The sequence below is a fragment of the Haloferula helveola genome (assembly GCF_037076345.1).
Classification (GTDB): Bacteria; Verrucomicrobiota; Verrucomicrobiia; order Verrucomicrobiales; family Akkermansiaceae; genus Haloferula; species Haloferula helveola.
Genome location: NZ_AP024702.1, coordinates 2,250,191 through 2,271,423, shown reverse-complemented (window position 1 = coordinate 2,271,423; position 21,233 = coordinate 2,250,191). Strand labels below are relative to the sequence as shown.

General features: G+C 64.3%; 16 protein-coding genes. 11 read left to right on the top strand and 5 right to left on the bottom strand.

Going from position 1 to position 21,233, the window contains the following annotated elements:
* The first annotated feature begins 48 nt into the window (after positions 1–48).
* Both tadA and HAHE_RS08280 read left to right on the top strand, forming a co-directional pair.
* The gene (tadA, locus tag HAHE_RS08285; RefSeq protein WP_338690109.1) at positions 49–573 is read left to right on the top strand and encodes a tRNA adenosine(34) deaminase TadA; all 525 of its coding nucleotides are present in this window, start codon (positions 49–51) and stop codon (positions 571–573) included.
* Positions 563–1,552, top strand: a complete 990-nt coding sequence (locus HAHE_RS08280) for an aminopeptidase (protein ID WP_338690108.1) — start codon at positions 563–565, stop codon at positions 1,550–1,552. The genes tadA and HAHE_RS08280 overlap by 11 nt, the downstream gene beginning before the upstream one ends.
* Before the next feature lie 312 nt (positions 1,553–1,864).
* Here the strand turns inward: HAHE_RS08280 and HAHE_RS08275 are convergent, their stop codons facing one another.
* Positions 1,865–3,172: a hypothetical protein gene (locus HAHE_RS08275; RefSeq protein ID WP_338690107.1), complete on the bottom strand. Its 1,308-nt coding sequence runs from the start codon at positions 3,170–3,172 to the stop codon at positions 1,865–1,867.
* A complete protein-coding gene (locus HAHE_RS08270; RefSeq protein ID WP_338690105.1) occupies positions 3,169–4,572 on the bottom strand; it encodes a hypothetical protein in 1,404 nt (467 codons plus the stop codon). Before HAHE_RS08270 ends, HAHE_RS08275 begins: the two co-directional genes overlap by 4 nt.
* A gap of 251 nt (positions 4,573–4,823) precedes the next feature.
* Here HAHE_RS08270 and HAHE_RS08265 point away from each other — a divergent pair, with 251 nt between their 5' ends.
* From HAHE_RS08265 to HAHE_RS08250, 4 genes are all read left to right on the top strand, one after another.
* A complete protein-coding gene (locus HAHE_RS08265) occupies positions 4,824–6,038 on the top strand; it encodes a DUF4190 domain-containing protein (RefSeq protein WP_338690103.1) in 1,215 nt (404 codons plus the stop codon).
* Positions 6,039–6,088: 50 nt separating this feature from the next.
* On the top strand, positions 6,089–7,198 hold the full coding sequence (gene holA / locus HAHE_RS08260) for a DNA polymerase III subunit delta (RefSeq protein ID WP_338690101.1): 1,110 nt from the start codon (positions 6,089–6,091) through the stop codon (positions 7,196–7,198).
* Positions 7,199–7,974: 776 nt separating this feature from the next.
* Entirely contained in the window at positions 7,975–8,250 is a 276-nt protein-coding gene (locus HAHE_RS08255) for a type B 50S ribosomal protein L31 (protein ID WP_338690100.1), read from the top strand.
* 161 nt (positions 8,251–8,411) lie between these two features.
* The gene (locus HAHE_RS08250) at positions 8,412–8,942 is read left to right on the top strand and encodes a hypothetical protein (protein ID WP_338690099.1); all 531 of its coding nucleotides are present in this window, start codon (positions 8,412–8,414) and stop codon (positions 8,940–8,942) included.
* Here the strand turns inward: HAHE_RS08250 and HAHE_RS08245 are convergent.
* Together HAHE_RS08245 and HAHE_RS08240 are read right to left on the bottom strand one after the other, a co-directional pair.
* Entirely contained in the window at positions 8,893–9,237 is a 345-nt protein-coding gene (locus HAHE_RS08245; protein WP_338690097.1) for a hypothetical protein, read from the bottom strand. The two genes, HAHE_RS08250 and HAHE_RS08245, sit on opposite strands and share 50 nt — an antisense overlap.
* Positions 9,238–9,496: 259 nt before the next feature.
* Positions 9,497–11,212 (bottom strand): 30S ribosomal protein S1, encoded by a 1,716-nt coding sequence (locus tag HAHE_RS08240; RefSeq protein WP_338690095.1) that lies wholly within the window; start codon positions 11,210–11,212, stop codon positions 9,497–9,499.
* 907 nt (positions 11,213–12,119) lie between these two features.
* On the opposite strand from HAHE_RS08240, the gene HAHE_RS08235 reads away from it, so the two are divergent.
* Together HAHE_RS08235 and HAHE_RS08230 are read left to right on the top strand one after the other, a co-directional pair.
* Positions 12,120–12,524 (top strand): hypothetical protein, encoded by a 405-nt coding sequence (locus HAHE_RS08235; RefSeq protein ID WP_338690093.1) that lies wholly within the window; start codon positions 12,120–12,122, stop codon positions 12,522–12,524.
* A 147-nt stretch (positions 12,525–12,671) separates the two neighbouring features.
* Positions 12,672–16,652: an arylsulfatase gene (locus tag HAHE_RS08230; protein WP_338690091.1), complete on the top strand. Its 3,981-nt coding sequence runs from the start codon at positions 12,672–12,674 to the stop codon at positions 16,650–16,652.
* A 422-nt stretch (positions 16,653–17,074) separates the two neighbouring features.
* Here the strand turns inward: HAHE_RS08230 and HAHE_RS08225 are convergent, their stop codons facing one another.
* Positions 17,075–17,680: a hypothetical protein gene (locus HAHE_RS08225; RefSeq protein ID WP_338690089.1), complete on the bottom strand. Its 606-nt coding sequence runs from the start codon at positions 17,678–17,680 to the stop codon at positions 17,075–17,077.
* Positions 17,681–17,955: 275 nt separating this feature from the next.
* On the opposite strand from HAHE_RS08225, the gene HAHE_RS08220 reads away from it, so the two are divergent.
* The 3 genes from HAHE_RS08220 to HAHE_RS08210 all read left to right on the top strand — a co-directional run bounded on the left by HAHE_RS08220 (position 17,956) and on the right by HAHE_RS08210 (position 20,856).
* A complete protein-coding gene (locus HAHE_RS08220; RefSeq protein ID WP_338690087.1) occupies positions 17,956–19,749 on the top strand; it encodes a DUF389 domain-containing protein in 1,794 nt (597 codons plus the stop codon).
* A gap of 74 nt (positions 19,750–19,823) precedes the next feature.
* Positions 19,824–20,711 (top strand): ATP phosphoribosyltransferase, encoded by an 888-nt coding sequence (gene hisG, locus HAHE_RS08215; protein ID WP_338690085.1) that lies wholly within the window; start codon positions 19,824–19,826, stop codon positions 20,709–20,711.
* Positions 20,712–20,751: 40 nt separating this feature from the next.
* On the top strand, positions 20,752–20,856 hold the full coding sequence (locus tag HAHE_RS08210) for an AURKAIP1/COX24 domain-containing protein (RefSeq protein WP_338690083.1): 105 nt from the start codon (positions 20,752–20,754) through the stop codon (positions 20,854–20,856).
* Positions 20,857–21,233 lie beyond the last annotated feature (377 nt).

Here is a 21,233-nt window from a genome sequence, read left to right as displayed (position 1 = left end):
CGGGATTTGGAACTTGGCACGTGGCTCTCGGATCTTCCCCGTAGGGCCGTGGAGATCGATCTTCTCAGCGATGACTACTTCATGGGTCAGGCCCTGCGCGAGGCGCGCAAGGCGGCTGCGGCGACCGAGGTGCCGATCGGTTGCGTGATCGTGCGCGAGCAGCGGGTGATCGGCCGGGCTTGGAACCAGGTCGAAACGCTGAAGGACGCGACCGCCCACGCCGAGATGCTGGCCCTGACTGCCGCGCAGCAGGCGCTCGGCGACTGGCGGTTGGAAGGCTGCACGCTCTACGTCACCAAGGAGCCATGTCCGATGTGCGCCGGCGCGATCGTTCACTGCCGGCCGGACCGGGTGGTCTTCGGCTGTCCCGACGAGAAAGGCGGCGCCGCCGGAGGCTGGATCAATCTGCTCCAGGCGAATCCGCCGCTGAACCATCAGTGCGAGATTGCGTCGGGCGTGATGGGCGAGGAATGCCTTGCGTTGCTGCAGGGGTTCTTCCGTGAGGCCCGGGAAAAGAAGAAGGCGTTGCGCGATGCCGCGAAATCGAACGGGCACCCGAAGGATGAAGGCTAGCCGGATGTCGCTGCTCGCGTGTCTCGTGGTGCTGGCCGTTTCCGGCTGCCGGACCGTCGAGTTCTACTCGCAGGCGGTCGCCGGACAAGTCGAGGTGCTGGCGAAGCGGCAGCCGATCGACAAGGTCATCGCCAAGACCGACGACACCGGTCTGCGCGAGCGGCTGGAGCTCACGAAACGCCTGCTCGCCTTCGCCGAGAGCGAACTGAAGATGCCGTCGGGCGGGAGCTACGAACTCTACACCGAGCTCGGTCGCGATCACCTCGTGTGGGTCGTCCACGCCGCTCCGGAGCTGTCGATGGAGCCGAAGAAGTGGTGGTATCCGGTGGTCGGCGAGCAGGCCTACCGCGGCTACTTCCGTGAGGACCTCGCCCGGGAGGAGATGGCACGTCTCGAAGCCGACGGCTACGAAACGTGGGTTGGCGAGGTCGATGCCTACTCGACACTCGGGGTGTTTCGCGACCCGGTGCTGGATACCTTTGTCGAGCGGGCCGAGGTCGACTACGCCGAGCTGATCTTCCATGAGTTGGTGCACCGGAAGTACTACGTTTCTGGTGATACGCCCTTCAACGAGTCGATGGCCGAAGCGGTCGCGCGTGAAGGGGTGCGGCGGTGGTTCCGGAAGACGGGGCGACCGCATCTGGTGAAGCGTTACGACGAAAGGCTGGTGAAGATCGGGCAGGCGCTGGATGCGATCGGCGGGGCTTCGGAACGGTTGAAGAAACTGTACGCCTCGGACCGCTGCGATGCCGACAAGCTGGTGGCGAAAGATCGCGAGCTGAAACGGCTGAATCGCGAGTTGCGGGCCCTGCGCACCGAATGGGGCCGCGGACTGAAGTCGTGGATCGAAGAGCCGGTGAACAACGCGCGTCTGAATTCCTTCACGACCTACGAGGCCGGTGTCCCGCGTTTCGAGCGGATGATCGAGGAATGCGATGGGGACTTCGACCGCTTCTGGGAGCGGGTGAAGGAGAAGTAGGGAGCATGGCAATCCCTTTCCGCGAAGTCCCGAAGGGACGCAGGCATTTAGCCACGGGGTTCACCCCGTGGGTCCCCGGACGGCAACATGATTGAGCCCCGCGAGGGGCGACGGCGAGGTCGGCCTCATCTCGTGGAACCGCTTCGCCTGCGCACCTTCGGCGCTCAATCCTCATTGCGCAGCTTTCCACGGGGTGAACCCCGTGGCTAAATGCCGACGGCCCTTCGCGGCTCGAAGAGAACCGAGCGAGGCGGTGGATCGTTGTGCGGACTGCGGACCGGAAATGTGGCCGATCGGACTTCGTCTTCCCCGTCACTTCTTGATGCGCCACGGGCGTGGGCCTTCGAACTCGGCGAAGGGGTCGGAACTGAACGGATCCGACTCGGCGTATTCGGCGGACCACTTGGCGTAATCGAGCGCTGTCTGCCTCAGTGCCGGGTCGGCGATGTGTTCCGCCACGGCGGTGAAATCCTCGGACTTCATGCTTTCCACGCAGCCGGCAAGCGCGAGGTCCCGGGTCGGAGGATCCACGACCTCAAGAAGCTGCGGCCAGCGCTTGGAATCGGCCGAGATCGCCCGTTGGAAGGCGGCGAGCCGGACCGGCTGCCACTCTGGATCCTCGGGCAGCCCGATCGCCCACGGAATCCATCGGTCCGCCGCCGCCTGACGTGCGGCGCCATTGGATTCGGAGAGGTTGTTCGATTGGCTGAAGGCGATGCTCAGGGCGATCGCATTTTCCCTGCCGGCACCGAGGCCGCGCTGCTCGATGGAAGCCAGCATGGTGTAGAGGTCGCTGTCGCTGATGTCATAGTTCCACCCGTGCGTTGACCACTCTTCGAGCATCCGGTCGATCACCCGATCCCGGGCTTCATCGGGAAGATCGAGAATGAAGGAGGCGTCCGTGAAGCTCTCGGAATAGCCGCGGACGATGCACTCGGTGATGGCCTCCCCACCCGGGCCGGAGCCGAGGACATCGGCGAGCTCGGCGAGCCGCTCGAAGCGGTGGGTTTCGAGCATCGACTTGGCGATTTCAAGGGCCGCGCGGTGGCGCAGTCGGGCGGACTGCAGGTCGTTCAGGTGGAGATAGAATTCCGGATCGAAGGTGCATGCCCGCTCGAAGAGCTCGCCGAGCTGCTTGACGGGTACGCGGTCTTCGCCGAGCGCGAGGAAACGGGCGAGGGTGGCGGAGGGATCGCCTTCGGTGACCAGCGCGTCGAGGGACCTGGTGCAGCCGGTTCGGATGGCGTAGGCGAGCAGTGCGTCCGGTTGGTCATGCGCGAGCTGACGCAACCACTCGGGGTTCGATCCGGCATAGCGTTCCCACGGTCGTGTCGAGAGGTAGTCCAGAACCGCGAAGGGATCCCGCGCCGCCCAAGCGTCGAGAATCTCCCGCCGCAGTTGCCGGATTTCTCCGGGCTCACCGTCGAGTCGGGCAAGCCGTGCGAGCATTGCTTCCGGCTCGGGGCGCTCCTCCCTTTCCCGGATCTTCGCTTGGAGGACTTCCGGCTCGGGGTCGGATGGTTCCGGAGCTTGGTGGGAGGCATGCTCCTCGATGGCGGCAACCATGAAGGCTCCGAAGGCGGCTGCTGCGAGATGGGTGACCATGTGCCGGGCACTCATCGCTCCTCCTCCTTCGGTGGTTTCCCGTTCAGCCGCTGCCACTCGGCGATGTCCCAATTCCACTCCTTGATTTCGGAGCGGAGGCTGTCGCGGGCGGTTCGCACGTCTTCCGGAATAGCATTCAACCAAGCCTGTTTCCGCAGGGCTCGCGGTTCATCCGCATACCGCAGTCCGTCGCTGAGGGCATCGGCCTGCTGCTCGGGCGTGAGTCGGTGGGAGGCCCACTCAATCGACTTTTCCGGCACGTACTGGAAGATTTCGACGAACAGCCGCTGGTCGAGAAGCGTCGGAAAGTCAGCGAGCTCGGGTACTCTGCCGACAATCGATGACCTTGCCTCTTCGAGCCCCGCTTCACCGGCCATGATCCGCTCGGGGAAGTCACCATCGGAGAGCAGCCAGTCGCCGAGCGACTGCTCGATGGTTCGTTCCGCGAGATCGTCGGACCAGCGCTCCGGCTTCTCGGCTCCGGCTGTCGGGTGTCGGTATCCGCTGGCGGAGTCCGAGGAACGCTCGGCCAAGTGCTCCAGAAACTTTGCTTCGACTTTCTCCAGACCGGTGAGATCGCGCTTGAGAACCGCGGCGTAGAACTCGTCGCTCATGGCGATGCCGGAGAACGACATGAACGGATCTCCTGACCTGGACAGTTGCCCGAGCAATTGGTTCCGCAGCGCCTCGGGGACGTCTTCGAAAAGCTCCCGGACGGCTTGCTCGGGGTCATCGGGGATCCAGTTGTCGGCGAACCAGTGGCACAGCGAGTCCTGAAGATCGGCGTCCGATCCTTCCCACACGGTGCGAAGTCCCTGAAGGTTGTCGCGCGAAGCCAGGTTCGAGGCCGCGCTGTAGGCCATCGTGCTCCGGAAACTTTCCGGGAGATTGGAATCCGTCACCCATCCCCGCATCGTTTCCGGCGGAACGTCGAGCAGGACCGCCGGGTCATCGGTGACCCATTCCAGCAACGCGGGCCGGATCACGACTTGTTGTAGCGCGCCCTGCGGGTCGAGGCGCAGCCAGGCGAGAAAGATCGCCTGCGCGGTCTCCGAGTCGTCCCCTTCGAGCGCGAGGGTGAGCAGCGGGTCGAGCTCCCCCGGGGTCTTGCGTTCGAAGATCCGCGAGCGTTCGACGAGCTGGAGGTGACGGGCGTCGGTTTCCCGATTGTCCTGCTTTTCGAGTTCAACCCAGTTCTCTTCGGAGGTCACCGGCCAGATGCTCTCGCCCCCGCTCTCTCGGCTGGCGTTTGCCTCGGAGATCCGGTGGAGCTCGCGGCGGAGCTCGTCACCGATCGGGTCGGCAGATTCGACCACCGTTTCTTCCGGTTGTTCCGGCTCCGCGTTCATCGCCAGCCACACGCCCGCGCCGACCGCGGCGGCGATGAGGTGGGTGGCCAGCGGAACGACTTTCACGATGGATCATGAAACGCAGGAGTCGTGAAGTTCTTCAAGCAAGTTGGATGGGAGGCGGGACGCCCCCGTCCCGCGAGTGGCGGCGGGTTCGGACGTCGATGTGGGTTTCGTGGCAGTGTGGCATTGACGCTTGCGTTCGGAGGTTGGGCTCGACTCCTGGTCCGAAGGAGGCTCAGCGTGGGAGATGCCGCGTCCGGATTTCACCGGCTTCAAGATTGCGGGACGGGGGCGTCCCGCCTCCCAGGTTCCGAATGAGATGGACGGACGCGGTCGGGTTGGCGGGAATGAATGCCATGAACCACCCGCCCCTGCCGCCCGCGCCACCAATGCGCCCGACCCGGCCCCAGACTTCGGGTCTTTGCGTGGCCAGTTTGGTGCTCGGGATCTTCGGGCTGTGCTCGGGTCTTACCGCGGTCCTTGCCGTGATCTTCGGTCATCTCGGCCTGTCCAAAGTGAAGTCTTCGGGCGGGCGTCTGGCCGGGGGCGGAATGGCGGTGGCCGGGCTCGTGATGGGCTATTTCGGACTGCTGGTGGTGGGGATCTTCGTCGCAATCATGTTCGCTGCAGGCCGATCGGTGGAGAAGAAGCAGGCGGAGGCGGGCAAGCTGTTCGACGTCGCTTCGGTGCCGGTGCCTGCGATGCCCGACCTCCCCGAGTTCGAGCCGGTCGGGGACAAGGGCGTCCGCGTCGGCGCGGTGGAGATCTCCGATGGCGTCGGTCCCGGCGAAAGCATGTGGATGTGGATCTACCTTCCGCCCGGCGATCCGGCTCCGGGATCGTTGTCGGCAGTCCTGGTCGCCCCGGCGGGGACCAACCTGCTTTCCGGATCCGACCTCGGTCCGCTGGGTGTCGATGACTACCACGACGAATGCCTGCCGTACGCGGAGGCCGGCATGGCGGTCGTGTTCTACTCGATCGATGGCGAAGTCGAGGATGAGGAGGACGACGGTTCGCATCGGCTCGGCTACGAGGCTTTCCGCGACGCCTGCGCCGGGGTGGTCAACGGCCGCAACGCGCTCGAGTATGTCTTCAAGCGCATGCCCGAGGTCGACACGACCCGGATCTACTCGGCCGGGCACAGTTCGGCGGGCACGCTTTCGCTGCTCTTCGGGGCTCACGAACCCCGCCTTGCCGGATCGATCGCCTACGCGCCGGCGGCCGACGTGGTGGACCGCCTGCAGGAGCTGATCGATACCCCGCTGGTGAACTCCGCGTTTCCCCAGGTGAAGCATTTCGCGAAGCGCAGCTCGCCGATGACCCATGTGGCCGAGTTTTCGCGTCCGGTGTTCCTCTTCCATGCCGAGGACGACGAGAATGTGCCGGCGGAGAAAACCGAGGAGTTTGCCTCGGCTTTGAAAGCGGCGGGAGCTGACGTGACCCTCAGGATCTCAGAGGAAGGCGGACACTACGTGCCGATGATCACGGAAGGCATTCCTGCGGGCATCGAGTGGATCCGGGCTCAGTGATCGCCGCTCCATCCTTGTCGCTCTCCGGATCGCCCGATTATCCTCTGCCCGTGGCCGCCAACTCGAACATCCATGCCATCATCGGCACCGACGAGGGGCGTGTGAAGGAGGAGGCGCTGCGGCTTCACCGCGAGCTGACGGGTGGCAACGACGACGGCTTCACGCACGAGACGATCGATGGCACCGCCGACAATTCCGATGGCGCTTTCGAGATCTGCAAGCGGGTCGTCGAGGCCCTCAACACGCTGCCGTTTTTCGGTGGAGAGAAGGTGGTGTGGCTGAAGTCGGCGAGTTTCCTCGTCGACGACGTCACCGGCCGCTCGGAGCGGACGCTGAGCGGGGTCGAGTCGCTCAAGGAATGCCTCGAAGCCGGACTCGGCAATGGGGTGACTTTCCTGCTGAGTGCCACCGGCATCGACAAGCGGCGGGCGTTCTGGAAATGGCTGCAGAAGAACGCCAGCGTGAAGTCGTACGACAAGATCGATACCACCCGCGACGGCTGGGAGGAGGAGGTCGCGGCGCTGGTCGAAGGGCGTGCGAGGGACCTCGGGCTGAGCTTCGAGGACGACGCGCTGGAGCTTTTCGTGATCCAGGCGGGCGAGGCGACGCGGCAGATCGGCGCGGAGCTGGAGAAGCTCGATCTGTTTCTCGGTAAGGAGCGTCGGACGGTTGAGCTGGCCGACGTCCGCCGGATGGTCCCGATGACCCGCGCGGGGATCGTTTTCGAGATCGGCAAGGCCTTGCAGACCGGTGACGCGGCGCGGGCGCTCGAGCTGATCGACCGCCAGCTCGAAGCGGGCGAGAACGCGATCGGGCTGATGCGTGCCTCGATCATTCCGACGGTCCGCAACCTCTTCATGGCCCGGGTGGTCGCCGAGACCGGTGTGCCGACGGGCAACTACAAGGCTTTTGCCGGCGCGCTCGACCGTCTGCCCGAAATCCAGCGGGCGTGGCTGCCGCAAAAGAAGGCCGGTGGTGTGAATGCCTATCCGTTGTTCCTCTCGATGGGAGCGGCGCGGGCGTTCCGGATCGAGGGCCTGAGGAAGGTCATGGAATCGGCTCTCAAGGCCGACAAGGCGCTGGTGACAACCGCGCTCGACCACCGGCTGGTGCTGCACCGGCTGGTCGCCGAGATCAGCTCGGCGGCGAAGCGGAGGTAGGGGATGGACGCCGGTGAGCCGCCGATTGCCCTGAAGCCGTGGTGGCGGTCGATCGGGTTTTGGCTGGGGGCGGTTGTGGCGGTGTTTTTCGGGTGGTTGTGGGTGGATTCGGAGGAGTTTACGACGGAGTGCGCCGTGACGACCGACCGGGCAATGCTCGTCGTTGCGATCGGGGACGGACGTGCGGCGCTTGAAGGGCTCGCGTTCGGAAAGGGAGGCGGTATGGCAGCGCCTCTCTGGATGTGGGAACGGAAGCACACAGCCGGCTCAAGGAACTCCGGAAATGCGATTGAGCACGTGACCGTGCGCCATTGGGATCTCGACTCATGGTCAATGGACGGGATGAGTGGATCGAGTGTGGCGGCTCCGACATGGCTTCTTCTTGTCGCTTGGGGAGCATTCTGGGGACTCGGCTGGCCTTGGTGGCGTCGGCGGCGAAGTAGGAGGCTCGCGCCGGCAACGGCGGGGGCTGAGTGAATGGACCGCGAGCTTCAGCTCGCCCCGTCGGTTCGGCAGCCGGGGTTCCGGGGCGAGCTGAATCTCGCGGTCCACTCCCTGTCGGCTCCGAGCGGTGTCCAGCCGTGGTGCGCGGACTTGAGTCCGCATCCGGGCTGACGGGGGCTCTATTGGCCAAGCGGACTGAAGTCCGCGCACCATTTCGGGCTGTCGGCAGTCATGGACGTTTCCACGCCGACTCCCCGGCTTGACAGATCGTGCGGGCCGTGCATTCTCCCCGCCCCGCCGCGTTGGAAACGTGTCGGTTACCTCTCCAGACCATGAAAAAGGATATTCATCCCGACCTCCAGCCGGCCATCTTCGTCGACATGACGACGGGTGCCCGCTTCATCACCCGCTCGACCAAGACCTCCGAGAAGAAGGAGACCATCGACGGTGTGGAATACAACGTGATCTCCGCCGGTATCACCTCGGACTCGCACCCGTTCTTCACGGGTCAAAAGCAGTTCGTCGACACCGAAGGGCGCATCGACAAATTCCAGAAGCGTTTCGGCTCCGTCCGCCGCGCTGGCAAGCCGAAGCTCAGCCAGTCCTGATCGCCGGGATCATCCGCGATTTTCCAAACGCCCGTCCGCACCCCGCGGCCGGGCGTTTTTACGTGTCGAATTCAACATCCAGCAGCCAGCAAGGAATGATCAAATGCCAGTGACTCGGGAGCGGAACCATTGATCTTTGGATGTTCCTTGGTGATTGTTGAGTGTTGAAGGTTTTCTTCCCGCTCCTCATCCGCGAGCCCCGCTCGGTCAGCTACACGATCGTCTTCGGCATCTGGGGCGAGGTGCTGCTCTACTGCCTGCTCCACGATCAATATCTGGTCCGCCTCGCGCCCGAGCATTTCACGGTCTACCACCCGCCGCTGTGGGGGATTGAAAACGAACCGCTGCTGGCCGCGGCTTGGGCGTTCCGGGCATCGGTCGGGCCGGGGATCGTGCTGGGTCTGGCCGCGCTGTTCGTCGGTCGACTCGGTCGCTGGCCGAAGATGCCCGTTACGCCGATGCTGAAAGCGGTCGCGCTCGGACTGGTCGTTACCGAACTTTGCGGACTCTCTGCCGGTGCCTACTCATGGTTCACCGGCCGCACGGTGTATCCCGAGATCATCTACCCGGAACTCACCCGTCCGCTGATCACCAGTCAGTCGATCCAAGTGACCTGCTATCTGGCCGGAGCCGTAGTCGGGCTTATCTTCCTCCTTTGGATCCTTCGCTGGCGGATGCGAGCGCGCGCCTGATGGCACCGGCATTCGCTTTCGCCAGCCACAGGCCGATCCCAAGGGAGAGAATGCCGACGGTGAAGAACCCGACATTCATCGCCGGAACCATTGGCACGCCGAACTGCATCACGAGGCTGGCCAAGGCGGTCGTCAGGGCACCGAGCAACAACCCGGTCGAGCCGATCGCCACCACCACCCCGAAGCCGAGCATCAGCAGCTTGCGCATGTGAGGCTGAAGCGCCTTACCGAGGGTCGGTGCCGCCTCCTTGGAATCGGAGATCAGGCGCAGGAGGAGATTTTCGCCGTCGGTCATGGATTACCCGTTTGCGCGGAGGGGGGGAGGCGCAATGGGAATCTTCCGAAGGGGAACATCCAACAGCCAACAAGGAATGATCAGGTTTCAATGGAAGCGGTCGGAGACCGCCGCGCCCTGATATGGCGCCTGGAAGGCGCCACTCCTTGGCCATTGATCCTTCCTTGCTGGCTGCTGGATGTTGAATCTCTGAAAACGAAAAAGCCGGCCCCGTTTCCGGAGCCGGCTTTCGTGAATCGCTCTTGCGAGCCTCGGAGGATCAATCCTCGTCCTCTTCGGACGGGCTCCACTCCTCGGCGGCTGCGGTGGCGAGGTTGAAGGCCTGCTCGAGGCCGACCATCTCGGAAGACGGGCGCAGGCTTTCGAAGCTGGCGCTCTCCTTCTTGAGTTCTTCCTCGCTGTAGCTGACGGCCTTGATCGAAAGACCGATGCGGCGCTCGACCTTGTCGACCTTGATCACGCGGGCCTCGATCTCGTCGCCGACCTTGATGACGTCCTTGACCTTCTCCACGTGGTCCTCGCTGAGCTGCGAGATGTGGATGAGGCCGTCGATGTCGCCGTCGAGGCTGACGAAGGCGCCGAACGAAGCGATCTTCGCGACGGTGCCCTTGACCAGGTCGCCGACCTTGAAGCGGTCGTCGATGAGGCTCCACGGATCGTCCTCAAGCTGCTTGACGCCGAGAGACACGCGCTGGTTGGCCTTGTCGATGGAAAGCACGATGGCTTCGACCTCGTCGTTCTTCTTCAGCACCTCGGACGGGTGGTTGATCTTGCGGGTCCAGGACATGTCGGACACGTGGATCATGCCGTCGATGCCTTCCTCCAGCTCCACGAACGCGCCGTAGGCGGTGAGGTTGCGGACCGGGCCCTTGATGGTGGCGCCGATCGGGTAGCGGACCTCGATCTCGTCCCACGGGTTCGGCTCGAGCTGGCGGACGCCGAGCGAGATCTTCTGCTCTTCGATCGAGATGCCGAGGACAACGGCCTCGATTTCCTGATCGAGCTCGAGCACGTCGCTCGGGCGGGTGATGCGCTTGACCCAGGAAAGCTCGGACACGTGGACCAGGCCTTCGACACCGCGCTCGAGTTCGACGAACGCGCCGTACGGGAGGAGCTTGGTGACCTTGCCCTTGACGGACGAACCGATCTGATACTTCCGCTCGATGTCTTCCCACGGATTGTCGGTCATCTGCTTGAGGCCGAGCGACACGCGCTCCTTCTCGCGATCGACGTCGAGGATCATGACCTCGACCGGCTGGCCGATCATGAGCATTTCCGACGGGTGGTTGATGCGGCCCCACGACATGTCGGTGACGTGAAGCAGGCCGTCCATGCCCTGAAGGTCGACGAACGCACCGAAGTCGGTGAGGTTCTTGACCGCGCCGGTGACCTTGTCGCCGACCTTGACGGTCTGCAGGAAGCGCTGGCGGAGTTCCGCGCGCTCGGCCTCGATGACCTCGCGGCGGGAAAGCACGATGTTCTTCCGGTCGTCGTTCACCTTGACGATCTTGAACTCGTAGACGTTGCCGACGTACTCGGTGAGATCCTTCGGCGGGATGATGTCGACCTGGGAGCCGGGCAGGAAGGCCTCGACGCCGACGTTGACGGTGAGACCGCCCTTGACGACGGCCTTGACCTTGCCGCGGACCAGACCGCCGTCTTCGTAGACGCGGACGATCTTGTCCCAGTTCTGCTTGTGAGCGGCCTTTTCCTTCGAGAGGACGACCATGCCCTCGTCGTTTTCAAGCTTCTCGAGAAGGACTTCGACTTCGTCGCCGACTTCGATCTCCTCGTCTTCGAACTCGGACGCCATGATGGTGCCTTCGGACTTGTAGCCGATGTCGACGAGAACGACCTGCGGGCGGATCTCGATGATCGTGCCCTTGACGATGGTTCCTTCCTTGAACTCGGTGAACTTCGAATCGATCAGTTCACTGAGTTCCTGGTTTTGGGGTTCAAGCACTTGGGTGCTCATGTGGTTAATGGTTAGGTTGGTTTGGTTAATCGCTTGTCCTTCCGAGATGCCCCGATTTTTGTCTGACACGCCACGGGGCTCCAACCGCGTGCCAGCTTGAGGAAAGAGAAACGGGCGGCGAACCTAGGCACTGCGACCCCGTTGACAAGCAGAAATGCTGCTATTTCAGGGGGTTGTGGAGAAGTGACGGGCAGCGGGTCAGGAGTGAAAATCGGGGGAATTCGGCGGCCCGATCGGACGGATCTTGGCAGGTGGGCCGGGCCGGCGAGGATGGGCCAGTGGAGAACGGGGAAATCGGGCCGAAACCGCTTCGGAAATCCGTAGGATTCTGGATGGGAGCGGTGGTGGCGCTGTTTCTGGTGTGGGCTTGGGTGGATTCGATGTGGTGGAGTACGGAAATCAACCGCTCGAGCGAGGCAGAAATCGTAGGCCTCCACTCAAGAATTGGGGGGATTTATATCGATCATGTGCAAACCGGAAGTGGTGGAACGCCTCGAAGTTCCGCCGTGTTTCTGTGGGGGCGTCACGACAACGACGACCGAATCGGCGGGGAAGGAATCGAGTCAATTCGGGCCTCCGCATCAGGGTGGTTTCCCACGTTCCACGCCTCCGGGTGGGGCGACGCACGGGGCTTCAAGGCGTTTGTGCCCTATTGGATGATTCTCTTGGCGTGGGTGACTCTGTGGACATTGACGCTTGTTCTCTACGGCCGCTGGCAGCGCAAACGGCTGGCGGTCAGGGGTTCGTAGTGCCGCCTTTAGGCGGTCCTCGTTCGCGGTCCGCACCGCCTGAAGGCGGAACTACAAACTCTAGTGGAGGACCTTGATGCGAAATGCGGACGGGCCATGCTGCGAGAGTGAGCCCGAAACCACTCAGAAAGTCGGTATCCTTTTGGCTGGGCGGGTTCTTGGCATGCTTCCTCATGTGGGCGTGGGTGGATTCGATGGAGAACGAGACCCGGGCCTACGGCTCCAATCTGGTCCGCACGGTCGAACTGACCTTGGTCCATTCGGAATTCACCATCCGAACCTCGAACGCGTCGTTCCGGGACGGATGGGTCGAGAACCCGGACTATGTGCCTCCCCCGCTGACTTGGGATTATCGCCGGTCTTCGCTGAACCATGAGCATGTCGAAGCAGGTAACTGGATGGTCGCTCCCAGCTACTCGAGCCGGCGGGGCGGGGTGATGTGGCTCCGATTCATCGGCATCCCGATGTGGCTGATCCTGTTGGGATGGAGCGGTCTGTGGCTGGGCTCGATTTTCCTCTACCGTCGCTGGCAGCGCAGACGGCTCGCGGCCAGTGGTTCGTAGTTCCGCCTTTAGGCGGTCGCTTCTCGCGGCTCGGCCCCTGAAGGGGGAACTACGAACCCTTGATGCCGAACCGTGAAGGAACACTTCAGGCTGCCATCCCATCGATAGGGTGAGACCCTGCCCGTCAAAACCCAGCCATCCGCCTGCTTGAGTGCGAAAACCCAGTCCCTCGGGGCCCTTTTGGCCCTCCTGCCCGCCGTTGCCCCGGCTCAGGACATCCTTTTCTCCGACTCCTTCGATCGGGCCGATGCCCGGAACATCGATGCCTCCCTGACGGGAATAGTCGATGCCACCGGCTCGTCGCTGGCGGCCGACGGCGCTTACGGCCAGCCCTTCGTCGACGCGGCCAACGACACCAGTGGTCCCGATGGCAACGCCGCCAACGGAGGCGGCGCCCAGATCCTCGGAGGAAAACTCGAGCTCGCCGACGGCGCGGGAACCTCCAATGCCTACGTCCGGCACAACTTCATCAATCCGGAGATCCTCGCCGCCGGGTGCTTCAGCGTTTCGGTCGAGATTTCCGGAGCAACGCAGAGTGGAACCGGGCAGGGCGGCGGATTCGCGATCGGGATGTCCGAGGCCGAAGCCCTCGATACCGGCGACGCCTTCAACGGCGACGGCAGCAGCGACGACCTGCGCCGGATGACCGACGCGTTCGGAGATCCGGCGGACTCGATGGCGGTCTCGGATTTCTGGGTCGTCCTGCAGGCCGATGGCCAACTCGTTTGGGGCGGGATCGGCGACCAACCGGCCTTCGGCTCGACCGATGTCGGCACCAAGACGGGCACGGTGTCCGCCATTTTCTCCCTGAGCGACTTCAACGACGGCTCGTCCGTCGGCTTTGAGGTCTTCTTCGACGGAGCTTCGGTCGGCACGGGCACGTTCCCGTGGACCGGAACCGACGCCAACTTCATCGGTCTTGATGCGCGCGACAGTGGCGGCGTGTTCTTCGACAACCTGTCGGTCGGCATTCCGCAACCGGTCGTGACGCTCGACTGCAACCCGACGACCGTGGCGCCGGGGAATCCGGCCAAGACGATCAGCCTGTCGTGGTCGGCGAGTCTTCTGCCTGCGGGATCGACCTATGCGATCACGGCGGACCAGGCGGTCAGCTTTCCCGGCGGCGGTCAGTCGGGTCCGGCAACCGAAACGGGTACGGTGGATGCCGTAGTGAATGGAACCCTCGGTGACACCACATTCACGATCGAGATCCTCGATGGAGCGTCGCCGGTTGCCAGCGCGCAGGCGACCGTCTTCCAGAAGCGGCCGAATGTCCTGCTCATCATGCTCGACGACATGGGCTGGTCGGACTTCGGCTGCTACGGTTCGGAGATCCGCACGCCGACCATCGACTCGCTCGCCGTCAACGGCCTCCGCTACCGGAACTTCTACAACACCGCGCGCTGCTCGACCACCCGCTGCGCGCTTCTTTCGGGGCTCTACACCCAGCAGGTCGCCGCCAACCCCGGAGCGTCGCTGCCGAACCTGATCACCGACAACAACGTCACGATCGCCGAGCTGCTCTCGACCACCGGTTACCGGCGCTACATGGCGGGCAAATGGCACCTTGGCACCAGTGCGGACCGCTCGCCGATCGGGCGCGGGTTCCAGCACATCTTCGGACAAACGAGCGGCGGAAGCTTTCCCCACAACCAGGTCAGCGGCGGCAACCACGACTCGTTCTGGGACCCGTCGAATTTCGGGTTCTATTCGGAAAACGACGAGGTGCCCGAGATCGACTGGACCGGCACGACTTTCCATCAGACGGTCGGCATTGGAGACTACTCGGTCGATTTCATCGACCACCACCTTGGCAAGAACGATGGAGCGCCGTTCTTCCTCTACATGCCTTTCAACGCGGTGCACTGGGACATCAACGCGCCCGCGGAAATGGCCGACCGCTACACGGACGTGGCCGACCTTTCGCCGGACGGACTGACCGCGGACGGCGGCGACGATGGTGGGGACTACTATCACTACGAGATCGGCTGGGACCAGGTGAGGGCGGACCGTTTCGCGCGACAGCAAAGTCTCGGAGTACGGGATCCATCGTGGGTGCTCTCGCCGAAGAGCCCGGCGATCAACTCCAACGGAACGGCGAGCCCGCTGCCACCGCTGACGGACATTCCGGATTGGAGCACCCTCGACGCCGACCGTCAGGCGGATCTCGCGAGGAGGATGGCCGTGTATGCGGCGATGCTCGAACAGGTCGACGACAACATCCGCAAGGTCACCGACCACCTCTCCGCCAACGGACTCCTCGACAACACGATCATCTTCATCCTCGCCGACAACGGCGGCAACTACGAGGGCGGGCTCTACGGCAAGACCGACGGTGTTTCGAATGCCGACCCGGTGACGGGAACCGCCAACCTGCGCAACATGGGGCAGGCGTCGAACCCCGACCTCCACATCGGTGGCGGATGGGCGAACGTGAACAACACGCCGTTCCGGCTCTACAAGCACTACCAGCACGAGGGCGGCATCCGTACGCCATGCATCGTCCACTGGCCGGATGGCATCACCTCGCCCGGCCGCTGGATCGAAGATCGCGGACACCTGATTGACATCATGGCGACCATCGCCGACGTCACGGATACTGCCTATCCCGCGAGCTGGCCGGGACGTACGCTGCTGCCGCTCGAGGGTGAGTCGCTGAAGCCACACTTTGACCCCGCGACCGCCGCCAGCTTCCCCGCCCGTGGCATCGGCTTCGAACACGAGGCGAACCGCGCGTGGTTCAAGGGCAACTACAAGTTCGTGACCAAGAACTTCGCTTACCCGGACGGGTCTTCGCCGCAGGACGAGTTCGAGCTCTACGACATGAGCGTCGATCCCACCGAGCTGAACAACCTCGCGCTTTCCGAAATGGACCTGCTGCTCGAGATGATCGACGACTGGAACGCGTGGGCCACGCATGTCGGCGTGGTGGCGGACCGTCTGATCGATCCACCCGGTCCGCAGGTGAACCCGGCCCCGCTGCCGACAGACCTGTTCCTCGACACGTTCAACCGGGCCTCGAATTCCGATCACGATGCATCAGCGGAAGGCATGTCCGGGCTCCGGGTGCCCCCGATCGGTGCCGGCGCGGCGTGGTGGGATGCCTTCGAAGGCGGAAGCACGGAGGTAAACAACTTCGCGCTGCGGATGGCGGTTGGTTCGGGGATGACCGAGACCGCGGTGCAGCACAACTTCGTCGACCCCGAAATCCTCGCCGCGGGAGGCTTCTCCGTGCAGGTGCGGGTCGATGAGATCCTGTCGAGTGACGCGAGTGGTCCGGCGGACCGCTATGCCGGGATCGCGGTCGGGCTCACGGCATCCGAAGCGCAGGACTCGAGGGACATCGGCAACGCGGGTCCGCCGTACTCGTTCCGCGGGTCGGTCGCGAATCCGGTCGGCACCGCCGACTTCCTTGTCGACCTCGACATCGACGGCAACCTCAAGTGCTGGTCGAACGGTGCGCTGCTCGACACGGTGCCGGTCGGGCAGACGACCGGGAACCTGCTGGTCTGCTATCAGCTCGCGTCCTTCGCGGCCGGGTCGCCGGTGACGGTCAGTGTGTTTCTCGACGGGCGGCTGATCGATATCGACAGCGGCTCGCCCGCGGTGTCGCGGAGCTTCGTTTGGGATGCGGCCGACACCAACCACATCGGGCTCAGCGCCCGTGCTTCGGATCGTGTGGTGCTCGACAATTTCGCGGTGCGCACGCTGCCGCTGAGCGCTTCGTTGGCTTCGGAGTATGCCTTGGCGAACGGCCTGACGGATGGCGGTTCGGCGTCGGGCGCGGATCCGGATGGGGATGGCGACGACAACTTCACCGAATGGCTGAAGCAGGGTGATCCGACCGGATCGGATGCCGGGTCGAAGCTTCTCTCCATTTCCCCGTCCGCATCGGGCGAGTTCCGCTTCAGCTACGTCCATGTGAATGAGGCGGATCTGGCGGGCCTGACGTATCGTTTCCGCTACTCGACCGATCTGGTCGGTCCCGTTTCCTCGTGGCCGGTCTTCACGCCGGACGAAGTCTCAAGCGAAGCCCTCGGCGAGACCCACGAGCGCCGCCTTGCCGCGGTCCCGGCAGGATTGGTGACGGCGAATGACCGTCTTTTCATCCTCGTCGAGGTCGAGTGATGAACGGTCCATGAGGGCCCGCGGCCAGTGGTTCGTAGTTTCGGGGCAAGCAGCTGCCGATCCACGCCGGTGATCTTGCAGCCCCGGAGGGGCGCCGGCAGTTAGCCACGGGGTTTACCCCGTGGATCAGGATGCCACGATATTGGAGCGCCGAAGGTGCGCAGGCGAAGCGGTGGCACGGATGAGGCTGACCTCGCCGTCGCCCCTCGCGGGGCTCATTCAATCTGCCGGACCCGCAAACCACGGGGTGAACCCCGTGGCTAACTGCCTGCGTCCCTTCGGGACTTCCGGGTGACCTGCAGGACAAGCTCGCGCAGCCTGTTTCTCCTTCACCGGCTCCTTGATCCATGAAAACCAGCCTCACCCCCAATCAGCACGAACCGCTGCAGCCGGCTTCCACGTTTGACCCGTTCCCGACCTCTTTACAACCCCGCCCAGTTCCCTTGGGGAATCTGCTCGAGGAACCTGGCATCGGCGCCCTTGACCTTGAGCCAGCCGTTCTTGTGGCCGATGGCCTTGAGCGGCGTGGCGGCTGTGAAAAGTACGACACTCGCTACCAGTGCGAGGATCATCGTGACGATCGTGTAACCGATCGCCTCATCAGGAAGGCTCCCGAAAATCATCGCGAGAAGGCAGACGCCCGCGAGGGCAAGAAGGCCAAATCCGATCCCGCGAAGCCGCAGCATTCTTTTCGAGGCCGCAGGGCTGAGACTATAAACCACCTTCGCCTTTTTCTGGCAGACCAGGATGAGGATCACCAACGGAATGAGTCCTCCCAGGAGCCCGAGGAAAACCCAGGGCGGGTTCCACGAGAGAGGGACCTGCTTCCGCCAGTCGTTGTCCGAGGTTTCATCGCCTGTCGAGACGCAGGACGGGGGAAGTACCGCGCCGTCTCGGACAATGAGAAAAACGTCGTCCTTGAAGAAGGTGGTGGTGAGCGAACCGCCCGGGATCGCGGGCGGTGAGGCCGGCGGTGCTGAGGGTGTCGAGTAAGGGTTGATCGCTTCGGTCGCCGGTTGTTCCTCCATTGGCCGGAAAGCTGGACGCGCGGATTCCCGAAATGAAGCTGAAAGTCAGTGAATGGGTTCGCGGCCAGTGGTTCGTAGTTCCGCCTTCAGGCGGTCGTTGTTGGCGGCCTCGGCCCCCTGAAGGGGGAACTACAAACCCCAGTGGCGGATCTTTGTGGGTCGATGCCAGCTTCGGTGGTTTGAGGCTTCTTGAAGGTGGGATCACGAACCCTTGGATCCGGCTTCCGGAGTTCCGTCTCGCTTGGCAGCGGTGACCGGGCGTGCATGCTTCAGCCATGCCGCTTTTGTTGGTGATCCGCTACCCGGAGGAGGGACCCGGCCTGATGGCTTGGGGGCGCCGGGCCGCCATGGCGCTCGAGGAGCCGATGGAAGTGGTCGTATGCGATCCCGAGGGGCCGCAGGAGGGCATCGGCTGGGAGGAGGAAAGAGGCGAACGCCCGGTGTTTCTCGACGGACTGGAACAAGATGAACGCTGGGGAAGGGTGCGCATGGAGAACGCTGCCGGAGCTCTCGCTGAGGCTTCGGTTCAGGCCAAGTTCATGCTCATCGGCAAACACAACTCGGGCCGTGGCGACAACGACTCTCCCGAGCGCCGGTTGTCGCGAGCGGTCTTCGATCAGGCCCGCTGTGCGGTCGGAGTACTACGGTTGCCGGAGGAAAACCGCGACTGGGCCGGGAAGGTGCTGGTGCCGTGCGCCGGCGGGCCTCACTCGCGGGCGGCGCTGCGGCTCGCCGAAAAGCTGGCAGGGCAGGGGGCCACCGCGTTCTTCGTCGAGCCGGACGTCGATGAGGTCTCGCGGGAAGTGGGGGAACGTCTCCTCAAGAAAGCGATCAAGCGCGCCGGGGTGGATCCCGACGCGGTGACCTGCAAGGTGGCCTTGGGAGAAAAGGTTTCGGACGAGATCCGCAAGGAAGCCGAGGGCGGCGACTACGAGCTTCTCATCATCGGCGCGAGCAATACCGGCACCCTGCGGGCCAAGCTTTTCGGCACGGTGCCCGACCGGTTGCTCCGGGGTCCGGGTGGGCTGGCGCTGGCGGTGGTCCGCGCGGCGCCGCCGAAGGGCCACCAATTGCGTGAGGCGCTGGGCCGCTTCATGCGGCTGAAGGTGCCGCAGCTCGAGCGCGACGAGCGCGTCGCGCTGGTCGACGAGGTCGAGGGCAAGGCCCGGTGGACCTTCGACTTCGCCGCGCTGATGGTGCTGGCGACTTCGATCGCGGCGCTCGGACTGCTGGCCGACTCGGTCGCGGTGGTGATCGGGGCGATGCTGGTTGCGCCCCTGATGACTCCGCTGATTGGCGGCGGGCTGGCCCTGGTTCAAGGCAACTGGCCGCTGTGGCGGCGCAGCCAATGGGCGGTGCTCATGGGATTCTTCGCCGCGCTTGGGATCGGCATCCTCGCCGGATTCGGCGCGCGGCTGCTCGGCTTCGGTCTCACCGGCGAACTCGCCGCCCGCGGCGAGCCGACCCTGCTCGACCTCGGCGTCGCCTTCATTTCCGGCGTGGCGGCGTCCTACTGCCTCGCCCGGCCGTCGCTCAGCGGTGCCTTGGCCGGGGTGGCGATCGCTGCGGCCCTGGTGCCGCCCATCGCGACCGTCGGCATCTGCCTTTCCCTGGGCGAAACCGAAACGTCACGCGGCGCGGCGCTGCTTTTCGGCACCAATGTGGTGGCCATCGTCCTCGGAGCCGCGGGCAACTTCTACCTCGCCGGGATCCGCGGCCAGCAGGCGGGCGGCGTCTGGGCACGTCGCCTGTTCATCACGCTCGCCCTCGCCTGTGCGGGGCTTGCGGTGCCCTTGACCTCCGTTTTGGTCGGAAAAGTCACCGAGCCGCGGCTGCTCGAGCAGCGGCTGCAGGCGGTCGCTGACAACGGCGGCTACCGGCTGCTGAAGCTGCGCCGCACCCGGGAAGCGGGCGACCGGTTGGTGGAGCTCGAGCTGGCCGGTCCGGCGGCTGCCGGCGACGCCTTGGTTTCCCGGCTCCGGGCCGCAGCGGAGGATGAGGTGGGCCATCCGGTGCGGGTCCGGGTGCGGACCTTGCTGGAACGCGAGGAAGTCGGGGATTCCCGCTGACCGATTCCGGCCCCTCCGGCACAAAACTTCCCTTGCGTTTGGGCGTTTCCGCCGCTATCCCCGCCGCCCGCCCGATGCCGGAGAACACTGAAAAGTCCCTGAAGCTGGCCCTGCCGAAAGGCAGCCTGCAGGACCCGACCCTCGATCTGTTCGAGAAGGCCGGATACAACATCCATGTCTCATCGCGCGGCTACCGGCCGGCGTCCGACGACAGCGAATTGGATATCTTCCTGATCCGCGCCCAGGAAATCGGCCAGTACATCGGGCAGGGATTCATCGACTGCGGGATCACCGGTCTCGACTGGGCGACCGAAGCCGGCCGCGAGCTGGTCGACCTCGCCGAGCTGCCCTACTCCCGCGCCACCGTGCGACCGACCCGCTGGGTGCTGGTCGTTCCGGAAGACTCGCCGATCCAGAAGGCCGAGGATCTCGAGGGCAAGCGGATCGCCACCGAGGGCGTCGGCATCACCAAGCGCTACCTCGCCGACAAGGGCATCAACGCCGAGGTCGAGTTCTCATGGGGCGCCACAGAGGTGAAAGTGCCGGATCTCGTCGATGCGATCGTCGACGTCACCGAAACCGGATCGTCCATCCGCGCCAACAAGCTGCGGATCGTCGACACCCTGCTGACTTCCTTCCCGCACTTCTACGCCAGCGCCGAGGCCGCTGCGGATCCGTGGAAGCGCGAGAAAATGGAGCGTATCTGCATGCTTCTGAAGGCCGCGCTCGATGCCCGCGACAAGGTGGGCTTGAAAATGAACCTTCCCGAGGACAAGCTGTCCGTCCTGCTCGAGACGCTGCCATCGCTGCGCCGTCCGACCATTTCCCAACTCGCCGACGGCGGCTGGGTGGCGGTCGAAACGGTGGTGGGCGAGGAAGTCGTCCGCGACATTATCCCGGCGCTCAAGCAGCTGGGAGCCGAGGGGATCATCGAGTATCCGCTCAACAAGCTCGTCCTCTGAAACTTTCCTAGCAACCAACCAACCCCGAACCGACACCACCATGGGCTCGCTCAAAAAGCGTCGTAAGACGAAGATCAGCAAGCACAAGCGCAAGAAGCGCATGAAGCAGAACCGCCACAAGAAGCGGCTCCGCTACAAGTCCTGACGCCGTGAAGCGTCGGTGGCCGCTTGCTGCCTGAAAAGACTTGAACCAAGCAGGGATCCGGAATGCCGGATCCCTTGTTTGGCGTACGGAGTGGCGCATCGGACCGCGAGCTTGCTCCCCCGATGTGTCGGCGGCAGCTCGCCCCGTCGGTCCGGTGAGGTAGGGACAAGCGCCCCCGCTTGTCCGCCGGTGCGAGAAGTGGGCGGATCCCGGACGACCGAGGGCGATCGTCCCTCCCTGCCGGGGTTCCGGGGCGCGGTCGGAGCCGCGCGGTCCTTTGTCAGAGGTAGGGCGGTCGTCCCTACCAACCGGGGTTCCGGGGCGAGCTGAAGCTCGCGGTCCATCACGGTGCCATGCTTCCACACAAAAAACGGCCG

Bases quoted from the DNA above. Each gene is read 5' to 3' on its own strand.
- HAHE_RS08255 (WP_338690100.1), top strand. From the start codon at position 7,975: ATGAAAAAGGATATTCATCCCGACCTCCAGCCGGCCATCTTCGTCGAC.
- HAHE_RS08280 (WP_338690108.1), top strand. From the start codon at position 563: ATGAAGGCTAGCCGGATGTCGCTGCTCGCGTGTCTCGTGGTGCTGGCC.
- HAHE_RS08210 (WP_338690083.1), top strand. From the start codon at position 20,752: ATGGGCTCGCTCAAAAAGCGTCGTAAGACGAAGATCAGCAAGCACAAG.
- hisG (WP_338690085.1), top strand. From the start codon at position 19,824: ATGCCGGAGAACACTGAAAAGTCCCTGAAGCTGGCCCTGCCGAAAGGC.
- HAHE_RS08245 (WP_338690097.1), bottom strand. From the start codon at position 9,237: ATGACCGACGGCGAAAATCTCCTCCTGCGCCTGATCTCCGATTCCAAG.
- HAHE_RS08240 (WP_338690095.1), bottom strand. From the start codon at position 11,212: ATGAGCACCCAAGTGCTTGAACCCCAAAACCAGGAACTCAGTGAACTG.
- HAHE_RS08220 (WP_338690087.1), top strand. From the start codon at position 17,956: ATGCCGCTTTTGTTGGTGATCCGCTACCCGGAGGAGGGACCCGGCCTG.
- HAHE_RS08225 (WP_338690089.1), bottom strand. From the start codon at position 17,680: ATGGAGGAACAACCGGCGACCGAAGCGATCAACCCTTACTCGACACCC.
- HAHE_RS08265 (WP_338690103.1), top strand. From the start codon at position 4,824: ATGAGATGGACGGACGCGGTCGGGTTGGCGGGAATGAATGCCATGAAC.
- HAHE_RS08275 (WP_338690107.1), bottom strand. From the start codon at position 3,172: ATGAGTGCCCGGCACATGGTCACCCATCTCGCAGCAGCCGCCTTCGGA.